At 70.3% G+C, this 12,949-nt stretch carries 18 protein-coding genes; 4 read left to right on the top strand and 14 right to left on the bottom strand.

Annotated features, from left to right (window positions below; translation table 11 throughout):
• Nucleotides 1–132 precede the first annotated feature (132 nt).
• From HD593_RS56250 to HD593_RS56210, 9 genes are all read right to left on the bottom strand, one after another.
• Complete coding sequence (locus HD593_RS56250; protein ID WP_185110985.1) at nt 133–441, bottom strand: antibiotic biosynthesis monooxygenase family protein; 309 nt, start codon at nt 439–441, stop codon at nt 133–135.
• Nucleotides 438–770 (bottom strand): antibiotic biosynthesis monooxygenase family protein, encoded by a 333-nt coding sequence (locus tag HD593_RS56245; protein ID WP_185110984.1) that lies wholly within the window; start codon nt 768–770, stop codon nt 438–440. The genes HD593_RS56250 and HD593_RS56245 overlap by 4 nt, the downstream gene beginning before the upstream one ends.
• A gap of 1 nt (nt 771) precedes the next feature.
• Nucleotides 772–1,509 carry an SDR family NAD(P)-dependent oxidoreductase gene (locus HD593_RS56240; RefSeq protein ID WP_185110983.1) on the bottom strand — a complete coding sequence of 246 codons (738 nt, stop codon included), beginning with the start codon at nt 1,507–1,509 and terminating at the stop codon, nt 772–774.
• Between the two features lie 27 nt (nt 1,510–1,536).
• Entirely contained in the window at nt 1,537–1,998 is a 462-nt protein-coding gene (locus tag HD593_RS56235; RefSeq protein WP_185110982.1) for an anthrone oxygenase family protein, read from the bottom strand.
• A gap of 69 nt (nt 1,999–2,067) precedes the next feature.
• The gene (locus HD593_RS56230) at nt 2,068–2,532 is read right to left on the bottom strand and encodes an SRPBCC family protein (RefSeq protein WP_185110981.1); all 465 of its coding nucleotides are present in this window, start codon (nt 2,530–2,532) and stop codon (nt 2,068–2,070) included.
• Between the two features lie 2 nt (nt 2,533–2,534).
• The gene (locus HD593_RS56225) at nt 2,535–2,789 is read right to left on the bottom strand and encodes an acyl carrier protein (protein ID WP_185110980.1); all 255 of its coding nucleotides are present in this window, start codon (nt 2,787–2,789) and stop codon (nt 2,535–2,537) included.
• Nucleotides 2,786–4,042: a ketosynthase chain-length factor gene (locus tag HD593_RS56220; RefSeq protein WP_185110979.1), complete on the bottom strand. Its 1,257-nt coding sequence runs from the start codon at nt 4,040–4,042 to the stop codon at nt 2,786–2,788. The genes HD593_RS56225 and HD593_RS56220 overlap by 4 nt, the downstream gene beginning before the upstream one ends.
• The gene (locus HD593_RS56215) at nt 4,039–5,310 is read right to left on the bottom strand and encodes a beta-ketoacyl-[acyl-carrier-protein] synthase family protein (RefSeq protein ID WP_185110978.1); all 1,272 of its coding nucleotides are present in this window, start codon (nt 5,308–5,310) and stop codon (nt 4,039–4,041) included. Before HD593_RS56215 ends, HD593_RS56220 begins: the two co-directional genes overlap by 4 nt.
• Nucleotides 5,307–5,735 carry a cupin domain-containing protein gene (locus HD593_RS56210; protein ID WP_185110977.1) on the bottom strand — a complete coding sequence of 143 codons (429 nt, stop codon included), beginning with the start codon at nt 5,733–5,735 and terminating at the stop codon, nt 5,307–5,309. The genes HD593_RS56215 and HD593_RS56210 overlap by 4 nt, the downstream gene beginning before the upstream one ends.
• A gap of 189 nt (nt 5,736–5,924) precedes the next feature.
• Here HD593_RS56210 and HD593_RS56205 point away from each other — a divergent pair, with 189 nt between their 5' ends.
• From HD593_RS56205 to HD593_RS56190, 4 genes are read left to right on the top strand one after another with little or no spacing between them, the layout of a single operon-like run.
• Nucleotides 5,925–6,380 (top strand): anthrone oxygenase family protein, encoded by a 456-nt coding sequence (locus tag HD593_RS56205; protein WP_185110976.1) that lies wholly within the window; start codon nt 5,925–5,927, stop codon nt 6,378–6,380.
• Nucleotides 6,381–6,415: 35 nt separating this feature from the next.
• The gene (locus HD593_RS56200) at nt 6,416–6,877 is read left to right on the top strand and encodes a pyridoxamine 5'-phosphate oxidase family protein (RefSeq protein ID WP_185110975.1); all 462 of its coding nucleotides are present in this window, start codon (nt 6,416–6,418) and stop codon (nt 6,875–6,877) included.
• A gap of 40 nt (nt 6,878–6,917) precedes the next feature.
• Nucleotides 6,918–8,129 (top strand): cytochrome P450 family protein, encoded by a 1,212-nt coding sequence (locus HD593_RS56195; protein ID WP_185110974.1) that lies wholly within the window; start codon nt 6,918–6,920, stop codon nt 8,127–8,129.
• A gap of 35 nt (nt 8,130–8,164) precedes the next feature.
• Nucleotides 8,165–9,190 (top strand): methyltransferase, encoded by a 1,026-nt coding sequence (locus HD593_RS56190; RefSeq protein WP_185110973.1) that lies wholly within the window; start codon nt 8,165–8,167, stop codon nt 9,188–9,190.
• Nucleotides 9,191–9,202: 12 nt separating this feature from the next.
• Here the strand turns inward: HD593_RS56190 and HD593_RS56185 are convergent, their stop codons facing one another.
• From HD593_RS56185 to HD593_RS56165, 5 genes are all read right to left on the bottom strand, one after another.
• Complete coding sequence (locus tag HD593_RS56185; RefSeq protein ID WP_185110972.1) at nt 9,203–10,489, bottom strand: FAD-dependent oxidoreductase; 1,287 nt, start codon at nt 10,487–10,489, stop codon at nt 9,203–9,205.
• Between the two features lie 86 nt (nt 10,490–10,575).
• A complete protein-coding gene (locus tag HD593_RS56180) occupies nt 10,576–11,340 on the bottom strand; it encodes an ABC transporter permease (protein ID WP_185110971.1) in 765 nt (254 codons plus the stop codon).
• Entirely contained in the window at nt 11,337–12,113 is a 777-nt protein-coding gene (locus HD593_RS56175; RefSeq protein ID WP_185110970.1) for an ABC transporter ATP-binding protein, read from the bottom strand. Before HD593_RS56175 ends, HD593_RS56180 begins: the two co-directional genes overlap by 4 nt.
• Nucleotides 12,110–12,511 carry a DUF1048 domain-containing protein gene (locus HD593_RS56170; protein WP_185110969.1) on the bottom strand — a complete coding sequence of 134 codons (402 nt, stop codon included), beginning with the start codon at nt 12,509–12,511 and terminating at the stop codon, nt 12,110–12,112. Before HD593_RS56170 ends, HD593_RS56175 begins: the two co-directional genes overlap by 4 nt.
• Nucleotides 12,508–12,843: a PadR family transcriptional regulator gene (locus tag HD593_RS56165; RefSeq protein WP_185110968.1), complete on the bottom strand. Its 336-nt coding sequence runs from the start codon at nt 12,841–12,843 to the stop codon at nt 12,508–12,510. Before HD593_RS56165 ends, HD593_RS56170 begins: the two co-directional genes overlap by 4 nt.
• Between the last annotated feature and the right edge of the window lie 106 nt (nt 12,844–12,949).

The following is a 12,949-nucleotide window of genomic DNA, read 5'->3' as shown; positions in this document are numbered from 1 at the left end:
CTCGCTCAGCCACCCGTCGGCGAAGCCGGTCCGCCCGATTGCCTGCAGTCCGGCCCACAGGTGCCGCCCCACGGCGAGCAGCGCGCGCCGCACGCCGTACGGGGGAGGGGCGGCCCGCCGGAGCCGGCGCCGTCAGAACTGGTCCACGACTTCATAGATCCCGTAGCCCTTGCCGCGCTCGTCGTCGCGGTACGACCGCAGCGCGGACGTCTGCCCCTTGTGCCGCGACCCCTGCTCCCAGGCGTTGAACTCCGACAGGCTCGTCCACTCGCTCAGCACGGCGAACTCGCTCGGGTCCAGGGTCGAGCGCAGCAGCTGGCTGCTCAGCAGCCCGGCGGTGCCGCGCATGCCCATGTTGACGCGCCGGTAGGCGTCGATCACGGAGCCCGCGTCCCCGTTGGCGGCCGAGTAGTAGACGAGCACCCGGACCACTCCGATCATCGCCTGGCCTCCAGGCGTTCGCGGCCGAGGTCGAACACCACGTGCTGGGTGGTCATCGTGCCGTGCGAGCGGTAGGGGTGCAGCTTCTTGCGGTGCTCGACGTGCGCGTCGCTGCGCTCGAACGCGCGGAAGCCGGCCTCGTCGGCCCAGTCGCTCATGATGTAGTAGACGCCTTCCTCCTCGGCGCTCTTCGACAGCCACTGGCCGACGTTCGCCGGGTTCTCGCCGACCACGTCCGCGACCGAGTACCAGACCCGCTCGAACTCCTGCTCCTTCCCGGGCAGGATCTGCATCCTCAGCATCACCCGGAACACCTGCGTGTCAGCCATCTCAGATCCCTCCATCGACGTGCACGGTCTCGCCGGACATGTAGCGGGAGCGGTCGCTCGCCAGGAACAGCACGACGTCGGCGATCTCCTCCGGCTCGCCGAGCCGGCCGAGCGCGGTCATGTTGCGGTAGCGCTGCTCCTGCTCGGGGCTGAGCCCCTCGGCGGCGTGGGTGGAGATGATGCCGGGGGCGATCACGTTGATCCTGATCCCGTTCGGGCCGAGCTCCTTGCAGAGCGACCTGGCCAGGCCGAGCACGCCCGCCTTGGAGGCCGTGTAGTGGGTGCGCAGCGGCACGCCGACCATCGCGGCCTTGGAGCCGATGGCGACCACCGACCCGCCCTCGGACATCAGCGGCAGCGCGCCGTGCAGGACCAGGTACATGCCGGTCAGGTTGGTGTCCAGCACGCGCTGCCACTCGGTCAGTTCGAGCTGGGCGAACGGCACGTGGCTGATGGCGCCGGCGTTGTGCACGACGACGTCCAGCGAGCCGAGCCCGGTCCGGCACTCGTCGATCAGGCGGGCGACCTGGTCGGCCCTGCCCACGTCGGCCTGGACGACGCTGTGCTTGCCGGGCGTGGCGGCCAGGTCCTTCTCCAGCCGCGCGGCCGCCTCGGCGTCGCCGCGGTAGCACGCGACGACGTTGCATCCCTCCTGGGCCAGGCTCAGCACGACCGCCCGGCCTATCCCTCTCGTCCCGCCGGTGACCAGGGCGTTCTTGCCCTCAAGCCGAAAACTCATGATGCGTCTCCTCTCGGTTCGCGAGTGTCAGAGCAGCGCGACGGCGGCGGAGCCGTTCAGGACGAGGGCGAGCACGGCCAGCCACGTCCTGGTCCTGTTCCATCGCGCCCACGTGCGGCGGAAGGCCTCCATGTCCCATCCGGCGGGCAGCGCGTCCGGGTTCTGCGCCTTGACCCAGCGGTTCATCGGGACGTTCCGCGTGAGCGACACGATCACCACCGAGCCGGCCGTCAGTGCCGCCGCCGCGCACAGCACCCGGCCGGCGAGCCGCGGCTCCGTCGCCGCGACGAGCACGTCGGCGACGAACGTGACCAGCAGGCAGGCGGGCTGGAACGGGTCGTACCGCCCGACGGCGAAGGCGTGCGCCCTGACGTAGCTGGGGGCGGTGAGGGTCATGTAGAACGGCACGACGCCGAGCACCGTGGCCACCAGCACTCCCGCGGCCAGCCCGTTGGCCAGCAGCGCCAGCGGCAGCGCGACCCCGGTCACGAGACACCGCCCTGGGCCGTCAGCTCGGCGGCCCGCCCGGCGCGGGCCCTCTGCGCGGGCATCGCGGCCTCACGCCTTCCCGGCCTGTCGCGCCGCCCGCTCCACCTTCTCCTTGATCAGTTTCATCTGCACGGGCGAGTTGCCGTCGATCCGCCTGGTCATCTGCTCCAGGTTCACGGGGGAGTCCGGCTTCATGCGGAAGTCCTGGATCCAGCGCATCTCGACGCCGTCCGGCACCTCCCGGTACTCCCAGCGCAGGTTCATGTACTCGAACCAGCCCGTCTCGACGCGGTGCGCCTGGACGGTGCGGGTCCGCGGGTCGGCGGTCCGCTCCGACACCCACGACCAGGCGTTGCCGTTCTCGTCGGGGTGCATCGTCAGGCGGAAGCGCACCGTGTCGCCCGACCGGTGCAGCACCTCGGTCTTCGCGTACTCGTCGAACAGCTCCGGCCACGACTCGACGTCGTTCGTCATGGACCAGACGAGGTCCATCGGCGCGGAGATGACGATCGTGTTCTCGGTGTGCCCGGCCATCGTCACTTCACCGCCGCCCGCTCGTTGACGTAGTCGAGCACCGCGCGGGGCGTCTCCAGCGTGGCGGCGACCTCGTCGGGCACGACGACGCCCCAGTCGCGTTCGAGGCGGCTGGCCAGCTCCAGCACGGCCAGGGAGTCGTAGCCCAGGTCCCTGAAGCCGGCGTCGATGATGTCGCCGTCGAGGTCGGTCGACTCGTCCTCGCCGGCGCTGATCCGCATCAGGTGCCGCAGGTCGTCGAGCGTGAGTTCCTTCATCGGTCTCCTCCTGTCGAAGTGCTGTGGTCGGGGGCGCGGAGCACGAGCGCGGCGTTGAAGCCGCCGTATCCGCGGGCGATGATCAGCGCCGAGCGCACCTCCGCGTCGCGGGGCTCGTCCCTGACCAGGTCGATCGCGTAGCCGGGGACGAGGTCGGAAACGCCGATCGTCGGCGGCAGCACCGAGTGCCGCATGGCCATCAGCGCGGTGGCGACGTCCAGGGACGGGCCGCCCGCGTAGAGCCGGCCGGTCATCGTCTTGGGCGCCGTCACGGGCACGCCGCGGTCGCCGAAGACGGCCGCGATCGCCTCCGCCTCCGCCCGGTCGAGGTCCGGGCTGCCGGCGGCGTCGGCGAACACGACATCGAGGTCCCCCGGCTCCAGGCCCGCCTGGGCCAGCGCCTGCTCGATGGCGCGGCGCAGCGCGGGCGGGCGTCCCGAGCCGGGGGCCGGATCGAACGTGGCCGCGTGGCCGGCGATCACCCCGTACGTGTTGCGTGCCCCGCGCTCCCTGGCCTTGCCCGCGTCCTCCACGATGAGGATGGCGCCGCCCTCGCCGGGCACGTAGCCGCCGGCGCGGGCGTCGAACGGCCGGTAGGCGAGCTCGGGGTCGGTGTGGGTGCTGAGCCGGCCGTTCGAGATCTGGCAGGTCAGTCCGTACGGGCTGAACGGCGCGTCGGTGCCGCCGCTCACCACCAGCCGCGCGCCGTCCTCCAGCACCCGCCGGGCCTGTGCGAGCGACTCCAGCGCTCCGGCCTGCTCGGCGACCACGACCCCGCAGGGGCCGCGCATGCCGTGCCGGATGGAGATCTGCCCGGTGGTGGCCGCGTAGAACCACGCGATCGACTGGTAGGCGCCGACGTGCCGGGGGCCCTTGCTCCACAGCTCCTGGATCTCGCGCTGGCCGAACTCCACCCCGCCGGACGAGCTGGCCGTGACCACGCCCATCTCGTACTCGGGCAGGGCCGACGGGTCCACGCCCGCGTCGGCGAGCGCCTGGTCGGCGGCCACCAGCGCCATGTGCGTCCAGTGGTCGGTCTGCGGGATCAACCGGCCGGGCACGTTCCCCGGCGCGCTGAAGCCCTTGGCCTCTCCCGCCAGGCGCACCGGGTAGGACTCCGGGTCGAACCGCGTGATCGGGCCGATCGCCCTCGTCCCGCTCAGCGTGGCGGCCCAGTGCTCCGCCACGCCGATCCCGGTGGGGGCGACGACTCCGATCCCGGTGATCACCGGCGCGTCCTGGGCGAGGCTCATGCCGCCTCCCGCCCGGGGGCGGTGAGCACCATCGCGGTCTGGAACCCGCCGAACCCGCTGCCCACGCTGAGCACCACGTCCACCGGCTGCTCGCGCGCCACGCGGGGCACGTAGTCCAGGTCGCACTCCGGGTCCGGCGTCTCCAGGTTGGCGGTCGGCGGCACCGTGCCGTGCTCGATGGCCAGCGCGCTGGCGGCCACCTCGATGGCACCGATCGCGCCCAGCGAGTGCCCGACCATGGACTTGATGGAGCTGACCGGCGTCCGGTAGGCGTGGTCGCCGAGGCTGCGCTTGAACGCGGCCGTCTCGTGCCTGTCGTTCTGCTTGGTGCCGGAGCCGTGGGCGTTGATGTAGGCGACGTCGTCCGGGTTCAGCCTGGCCCGGCCGAGCGCCACCCTGATGGCCTCCGCCATCTCCCGCCCGTCCGGCTTCAGGCCGGTCATGTGGTACGCGTTGCCCCGCGTGGCGTAGCCGGCCACCTCGCAGTAGACGTGCGCCTCCCTGCGCCGGGCACGCTCCAGGTCCTCCAGCACGAACACGGCGGCGCCCTCGCCGAGGACGAAGCCGTTGCGGTCGCGGTCGAACGGGCGCGACGCGTGCGCCGGGTCGTCGTTGCGCGGCGAGGTGGCCTTGATCGCGTCGAAGCACGCCACGGTGATCGGCGAGATCGGCGCGTCCGTGGCGCCGGCCAGGACGACGTCCGCGGAGCCCTCCGCGATCAGCCGCGCCCCGTAGCCGACGGCGTCGAGCCCGGACGTGCAGCCGGTCGAGATGAGCGTGACCTGGCCCTCCGCGCCGCAGGTCCAGGCCACCTCGGCGGCCAGCGAGCTCGGCACCAGGTGCCCGTACAGGTGCGGCACCCCGTAGGAGGAGTCGACGAGCCAGTTGCGGCCGGAGTCGCTGACGACGACGTACTCCTCCTCGAGGCTCATGGTGCAGCCGACCGCGCTGCCCAGCGTCACGCCGGTCCGCGTCGGCTCCAGGTCGGAGGCGTCGAGCCCGCTGTCGGCGAGCGCCTCGCGCGCCGAGACGACGGCGAACTGCGCGGCGCGGTCCATCCGGCGGATCTCGCGGGCGCTGAGCCCCTCCGCGGCCGGGTCGAAGTCGCACTCCGCGGCGATCCGCGACCTGAACGCGCCCGCGTCGAACATCGAGATCGTCCGCGTGGCGGTGCGGCCCGAGGTCAGCAGCTCCCAGAACGCCTTGCGCCCGGTGCCTCCGGGGGCCACGACGCCGATGCCGGTGAGCGCCACCCGCCTGCCGGTCATCTCTGCTCCCCCACGTCGAGCGAGGGCTCCCCGGCGTTCGGGAGGGGCTCGGTGTCCACGTGGCCGAGCGACGGCTTCGGCGCGAGCGGGCCGAGGTGGAAGACGGCGACGGCCTGCGCCTCGCCGGGGTTCTCCACCCGGTGCCGGACGCCGATGGGGATGTGCAACGCCTCGCCGGGGGAGAGCCGCACCGGCGTCCCGTCCACCCGCACGACCAATTCCCCCCGGACGAGGCACAGGAACTCCTCGGAATATGGGTGGTAATGCTCGGACACGAACTCGGCGGGTTCCAGCGTGAGCATTCCCATGAATCCGGAGGTGGCGCCGACCGTCGCAGGACCGAGCAGGACGCGAATATCACCACCACGCCGCCGATTGGGCGCGATGTCGTCGGCATTCACCTTCGACGCCCGAGTAATCGTCATGTAGAGGCCTCCCTGCCAGCCGGACTGCTTTTGCTGAGCAGCATCATGGCCGGGGCAGCTAGAGCAGACCTCGAAGCGTACTCAAGCCTTCGGCGGGCTAGTCATTAGCGGGATATTCCCCAGTCATATTCGAGTCCGCCTCAAGGTGCCGTCCGGATACTTCGGGGTGGTGGCAGAGGGAGGAGCGTGATGGTCCAGATTCTCACCGCCGCGGTGCTGGTCACCAGCGGGATCGCCGCGGGTGTGCTGTTCACCCACGCCGTCGGCGTATGGCCGGCGATGCAGGCCATGACCCCCGAACGCTATGTCGCGGCGCACAAGCTGCTGGGCCGCGCCTACGACCCGATGATGCCGATCATCGTCGGCTCGTCGGCGGTGCTCGACATCATTCTGGCCATTCTCTCCGAGCCTGGCCTGGCGCGCACCCTGTTCATCGCGTCGGCCGTGTGCCTGGCCGGTGTCGGCGCGGTCTCGCAGACCCGTAATGTGCCGATAAACCGGCGCGTCAAATCGCTCGACCCGCAGGCCATTCCGGCCGACTGGGAGGATCCGCGGGGCCTGTGGGGGAAATGGAACCTGGTACGCACGACGTTCGCCGTGCTCGCGCTCATCGGAAACGCCGCGGCGGCCGTATCGGCATTCTGACATTTTCGAAAAGACCTCTGGCGAAGGGATTCACCATGACTGCGCCCAGTGCCGGCCTCGCCCCTCCCCGCGATCTCGCCCAGCGCAAGGCGGACGTGCTCGGCAAGCTCGCCAGCGAACGGTTCGCCTGGCTGGCGACGAGCGGGGAGTCCGGCGCCCACCTCGTCCCCCTCGGGTGCGTCTGGGACGGCGCCCGGCTGGTGATGGCCACGCAGGAACGGCACGTCACGGTCCGCAACCTGCGCGAGGACGGGCACTGCCGCGTTGCGCTCGGCGACCCCGCGGACGTCGTCCTCGTCGACGGCACCGTGGAGCTCGTGGCGTACGAGGACCTGCCCGCCGACGCCCCGCCCGTCCTCGCGGACCTGCCCGTGAACCCGAGCCGGGTGCCGGGCTGCGTCTACCTCTTCCTCACCCCCCGGCGCGTCCTCACCTGGCGGCACCGCGGCGAGATCCCCGACCGGACGGTGATGGCGGACGGCCGCTGGCTCGCCTGAACTTCGTTGACCGTTCCCTGAGACCTCTTGAGGAGCCCAGATGCCAGAGGCGGCGACAGCCCCGATCGGCAGCATCCCGCATGCGGCCCTGACGGACCCGTATCCCTACTACGAGAACCTGCGGGCGAGCGGGCGGGTGCACCGCCTCAACACCCCCATCGGGCTGGAGGCGTGGTTCGTCCCGCACTACGAGGACGCCCGCCCCCTGCTCATCGACCCGCGCTTCAGCAAGGCCGCGCACCATTCCGACGTCGTGCACGAGGACGGGCAGAAGGCCGAGAGCTCGTTCGCCGACAACATGGTCAGCACCGACCCGCCCGAGCACACCCGCCTGCGCAAGCTGGTGCAGAAGGCGTTCACCCGCCGGCGGATCGAGCTGCTGCGGCCGCGCGTGGAGCAGTTCACCGACGACCTGCTCGACAGGATGGAGCGGGCGGGCGAGGCGGAGCTCATGGAGGACTTCTCCTACCCGCTGCCGATGATGGTGATCGGCGAGCTGCTGGGCATCCCGGTGGAGGACCTCGCTGACCTGCGCCACAAGAGCGTCTTCTGGTTCCTGGAGGAGGACTACGCCGGCAACCCGGTGGACCACTTCCGGGCGCGGCAGGCAGCCATCGGCGAGTACGTGCGCGGGCTGATCGAGCACCGGCGCAGCCATCCCGGCGACGACCTCGTCCAGGGCCTGATCGAGGCCCGCGACGGAGAGAACCGGCTCTCGGAGAAGGAGCTCGTCGCGACGGTGATGCTGCTCATCTTCGCCGGCTTCCTCACCACCGTGAACCTGATCACCAACGGCATGTACGCCCTGGTCCGCAACCCCGACCAGCAGGCCAAGCTGGTCGTCCAGCCCGACCTCATCGGCAGCGCCGTCGAGGAGTTCCTCCGCTACGACAGCTCCCTCTCCCTGATCGAGGGCCATGCGAAGGAGGACATCGAGGTCGGGGGCACCGTGATCCCCGCGGACTCGCTGATCATCGTCCCCGTGCACTCGGTCAACCGCGACCCCCAGGCGTTCCCTGACCCGCACCGGCTGGACATCACCCGCAACCCCAACCCGCACCTGGCCTTCAGCCACGGCGTGCACCACTGCCTGGGCGCGCCGCTGGCCCGGCTCGAAGCTCAGGTGGCCATCACCGCGCTGCTGCGCCGCTTCCCGGACATGACGCTGGCCTGCGACCCCGGTGAGGTGCGCTGGCACCGCGACTTCTTCCAGCGTTCCCTGCACGCGCTCCCGCTGCGGCTCAAGCCCTGACCCGCTGCTCTTGACCGTTCGAGAAAGGAAGCCCGATGTCTCTTCCCGAGACCGCAACACCCCTTGTCAGGACGGCAACGGGATTCTTCCAGGCGCAGGCCCTGTTCGCCGGGATCGAGCTGGGCCTGTTCGCCCGCATCTGCACCGCGCCGGCCACCGCCGAGGAGATCCAGCGCGAGTTCGGCCTGCATCCGAAGCTGACGCGCGACTACCTGGACTCGCTGGTCGCCATGGAACTGCTCGGCCGCGACGGCTCCTCCTACCGGGCCTCCCCCCTCACCGCCACCTACCTCGACCCGCGCAAGCCCGAGTACATGGGCGGCTTCCTCGCCCACAACCAGCGCCGCCTGTACCCCGCCTGGGGCAACCTGCCCGGCTTCCTGCGCTCCGGCGAGAGCCTGGTCAAGCAGCTCTCCGAGGGCGACTTCACCGACGGCCTGTACGCCGACCCCAAGCGCACCCGCCACTTCGCCGACGCCATGGACGGCTACGCGGTGCTGCTCGGCCGCCCGCTCGCGGAGAAGTACCCGTGGGAGAGCGTCAAGTCCTTCACCGACCTCGGCGGCTGCCGCGGTCTGCTCACGATGCGGCTCGCCGCGGCCCACGGCCACCTGCGCGGGGTGACCTTCGACCTGCCCCCGCTGGAGCCGCTCTTCGACGAGCTCGTCGAGAAGGAGGCCGGCGACAGCGACCTGCGCGATCGCGTTTCCTACCACGCGGGCAGCTTCTTCACCGACGACCTGCCCGACACCCAGGTGTACATCCTCGGCCACGTGCTGCACGACTGGGTGGACGAGCGCCGCCGCGCGCTGGTGAACCGGGCGTTCGAGCAGCTTCCCCCCGGCGGCACCCTGCTCGTCTACGACAGCATGATCGACGACGAGCGCCGCGACGCCGCGTTCGGCCTGCTGATGAGCCTCAACATGGCCATGATCAGCGGATCCTCGGAGTACACGGTGTCCGAGGGGATCGGGTGGATGAAGGAGGCGGGGTTCGAGGTCGAGCAGCCGGTCGCGCTGAACGAGCTCAGCACCCTGCTCATCGGCAACAAGCCGGTCTGAGATCCGGAGAGGTCAGGCGGCGCCGGCGCCGAAGGCCCGTTCCTTCAGTGCCGGGATCCGCTGGGCAGTGCGCAGGAAGGCGCGGAAGCCGCGCCGCGCCAGCGGGCTCCTGGTGACGAACCGCCTGGCCGTCCTCAGCGAGTCGCGCACGGCGGCGAAGCCGTACTCGCTCATCTGCCGCTCGTAGGCGCCGATCGCCGCCACGACGTCCGTGTCGCCGGCCGCGGCGGCGCTCAGCTCCCGGCAGAGCAGCCCGGCGTCGCGCAGCGCGGTGTTGGCGCCGAGGCCCAGGTGCGGGGCCATGGTGTGGATGGCGTCACCGAGCAGCGTGATGTTCGTGGCCGGCCACGGCTCCGCCGGCACGGCGCTGCGGATGGGGAGCAGGGACACCGTGTCCGGATCTGTCATGGTGATCATCCGCAGCAGGTCCGGATGCCAGTCCGCGACCATCCGCAGCACGAGCTCGCGGATCTCCGCCCCCGGGAGCGTGGCCGCGTTCTCGGGGAAGTGCCGGGTCTCGGCGCCGAAGGCCCACAACACGTAGCTGCTCGTGTTGTCGTGCATGGCGCCGTCACGCTCGCTGGCCCCGATGCCGCCGGGCAGCACGACGGGGTCGCCACCGAAGTCGTGCGGCGCGCAGAACATGGAGTATCCCCTGGCCGGGACGATGTTCGTGAGCCCCTCGTAGAGCTGCGCCGGGACCTGCCGCTTCGTCTCCTCGTCGAGCGGGAACTTGCCGGCCACGCGGGTGATGCCCGTGTCGATCCGCTCCGCCCGGGGCAGGTACTGCTGCCGCACCCTCGATCCGCTGCCGTCGGCGGCCACCAGGACGTCGGCCGTGGCGGTGGACCCGTCCGCGAAGTGGATCGTGATCCGGCCGTCCGCCGTGCGCTCGTACCGCTCGAACGTCCTGCCGAAGCGCACCACCTCGCCCAGGCCGGTGAGCAGGATCTGGCGCAGGGTGATCCGGCTGACCGAGTGGTGGTCGCGCCAGTTGGCGTCCCGCCGGTCGGCCTCCAGCTTGATCAGCGGCTTGAGCTGCTCGGTCATGAAGACGAAGTCGAGCCCGCCCCTGCCGGTGGTGGCCAGGAACGCCTGCCACAACTCGGGGCTCAGGCACTCGCGCAGCGCCTGCGCGCCGAGCGGGTTGATGTGCAGGCGATAGCCCTGCAGGCGGTTGGCCGGGGTGAGGTCCCGCTCGTAGACGGTGACGCGTACGCCGGCCCGGTGCAGCCCCTGGGCCAGGCAGAGCCCGCCCACCCCTGCACCGATGACTGCTACCTCGAAGGTGCCTCTCATCCCGTCGAACGTAACCCGGGACACCGCCCACGGCAACGGGGTTACGCGTCCCAGGTGACCGGGAGGCTCCATCGAGCTGGTTGCGTTCAGGAGATCTTGCGGCGGTAGGTGGTCATGGCGAAGGCGTAGGCGACGGCGAGGATGCCGGCGCACCAGCCGAGGGCGATCCAGATGTCGGTGCCGACGGGCTGTTCGGCGAACAGGGCGCGGATGGCGTTGACGATGGAGGTGACCGGCTGGTTGTCGGCGAAGATGCGCAGGATGGTGGGCATGGTGTCGGTGGGCACGAAGGCGGAGCTGAGGAAGGGCAGGAAGATCAGCGGGTAGGAGAAGGCGCTGGCGCCTTCCATGGTCTTGGCCGTCAGGCCGGGGATGACGGCGATCCAGGTGAGTGCCAGGGTGAACAGGGTGAGGATGCCGGCCACCGACAGCCAGGCCAGGATGCCGGCGCTGGAGCGGAAGCCCATGAGCAGGGCGACGAGCATGACGACGGCGAGGGAGACGAGGTTGGCGACCAGGGAGGTCAGCACGTGGGCCCACAGCACCGAGGAGCGGGCGGTCGGCATGGATTGGAAGCGTTCGAAGATGCCGCCCTGCAGGTCCATGAACAGCCGGTAGGCGGTGTAGGCGATGCCGGAGGCGACGGTGATGAGCAGGATGCCGGGCAGCATGTAGTTGACGTAGGAGGTGTTCGATCCGGTGTTGATGGCGCCGCCGAACACGTAGACGAACATGAGCATCATGGCGATCGGCATGATCGCGGTGGTGATGATGGTGTCGGGGCTGCGGGTGATGTGGCGCAGGGAGCGTCCGAGCAGGACGGTGGTGTCGCCGAAGAAGTGCTTGCTCATCGCGGCTGTCCTTGGGCTGTGGTGCCGACGAGGGAGAGGAAGACGTCCTCCAGGGTCGGCTGCTTTTCGATGTATTCGACCTTGGCGGGTGGCAGGAGTTGTTTGAGCTCGGCCAGGGTGCCGTTGACCAGGATGCGGCCCTGGTGCAGGATCGCGATCCGGTCGGCGAGATGTTCGGCTTCGTCCAGGTATTGGGTGGTGAGCAGGACGGTGGTGCCGCCGGCGGCGAGGTCCTGGACGGCTTGCCAGACCTCGAGGCGGGCTTGGGGGTCCAGGCCGGTGGTGGGCTCGTCGAGGAAGATGACCGGCGGGTGGCCGATCAGGCTCATCGCGATGTCCAGGCGGCGGCGCATGCCGCCGGAGTAGGTGGCGACCTTGCGGCCGCCGGCGTCGGTGAGGGAGAAACGGGCGAGCAGGTCGTCGGCGATCTGGCCGGGGTTGTTCAGGTGGCGTAGCCGGGCGACCAGGATCAGGTTCTCGCGGCCGGTGAGGATGTCGTCCACGGCGGCGAACTGGCCGGTCAGGCTGATCGACTCGCGCACGTTCGAGGAGTGGGTGCTCACGTCGAAGCCGTTGACGCGGGCGGTGCCGGCGTCCGGTTTGAGCAGCGTGGCGAGGATCTTCACGGCGGTGGTCTTGCCGGCGCCGTTGGAGCCGAGCAGGGCGAAGATGCTGCCGGGCGCCACCTCGAAGGTCACGCCGCGTAGCACGTGCAGGTTCTGGTAGGACTTCTCCAGGCCGTGCACCTGGATGGCCATCTGGGGTGGGGTCATTGCTGTGTCCTGTCGTGTTGCGCGGCGCGGGTGATGGCGCTGGTGAAGCGCTCGCGCTCGCGTCTGCGGTAGTGGCCGAGCGGGTAGTTGGCCATGAACGCCTCGACGAACTCGATCGGGTCGTCGCCGAACAGGTCGCGGATCGGGGTCCGGTCGGCCGCGCTCTGCTCGAACAGGTCGGCCAGGTCCTCGTACATGCTCATCGCGCCGGTGCCGTCGGCCGGCCCGAAGTGCATCAGGTAGCGCTCCAGCGCCTCGACCGCGATCCGGTAGTTCTCCGGCAGCGCCTTGACCCGGGCCTTGTAGGTGCGCCAGCGTTTCTTGTCCTCCAGGGATCCGGTGACGAGTTCCAGTGCCTGCTGCAGGCGGCTGCGCGGCTCGTTCGACTCCGTGGTCATTTCTGGTTGCCCCCTTCGCGGAGCTGTTCGAGGCGTTCTGCGAGGAAGCTCCAGGTCCTCCAGAACTCGTCGAGGTAGGCCCGTCCCTGCGCGTTCAGGGAGTACACCTTGCGTGGCGGCCCCTTCTCCGACGGCACCTTGTCCACGTCGACCAGGCCGCGTTGCTCGATGCGGACCAGCAGGGCGTAGATGGTGCCCTCGGCGATGTCGGCGAAGCCCCGCTCGCGCAGCCAGGCGGTGATCTCGTAGCCGTAGGCGGGCCGGCCGGCGAGGATCGCCAGGACGATGCCCTCCAGTGTTCCCTTGAGCATTTCGGTCATCTGCTTGCCCATGGAGCGCCCTCCTTCCAGCTACTTGGTGCTGCTGACTACCGGTACAAAGTAACACCGACTACCGGTACTTAGCAACACCAAATAGCGCCGATCGCATCGGCCATGG

It is taken from the genome of Nonomuraea rubra, assembly GCF_014207985.1.
In the GTDB taxonomy this organism is placed as follows: domain Bacteria; phylum Actinomycetota; class Actinomycetes; order Streptosporangiales; family Streptosporangiaceae; genus Nonomuraea; species Nonomuraea rubra.
This window is presented reverse-complemented; position numbering and strand designations above follow the sequence as displayed.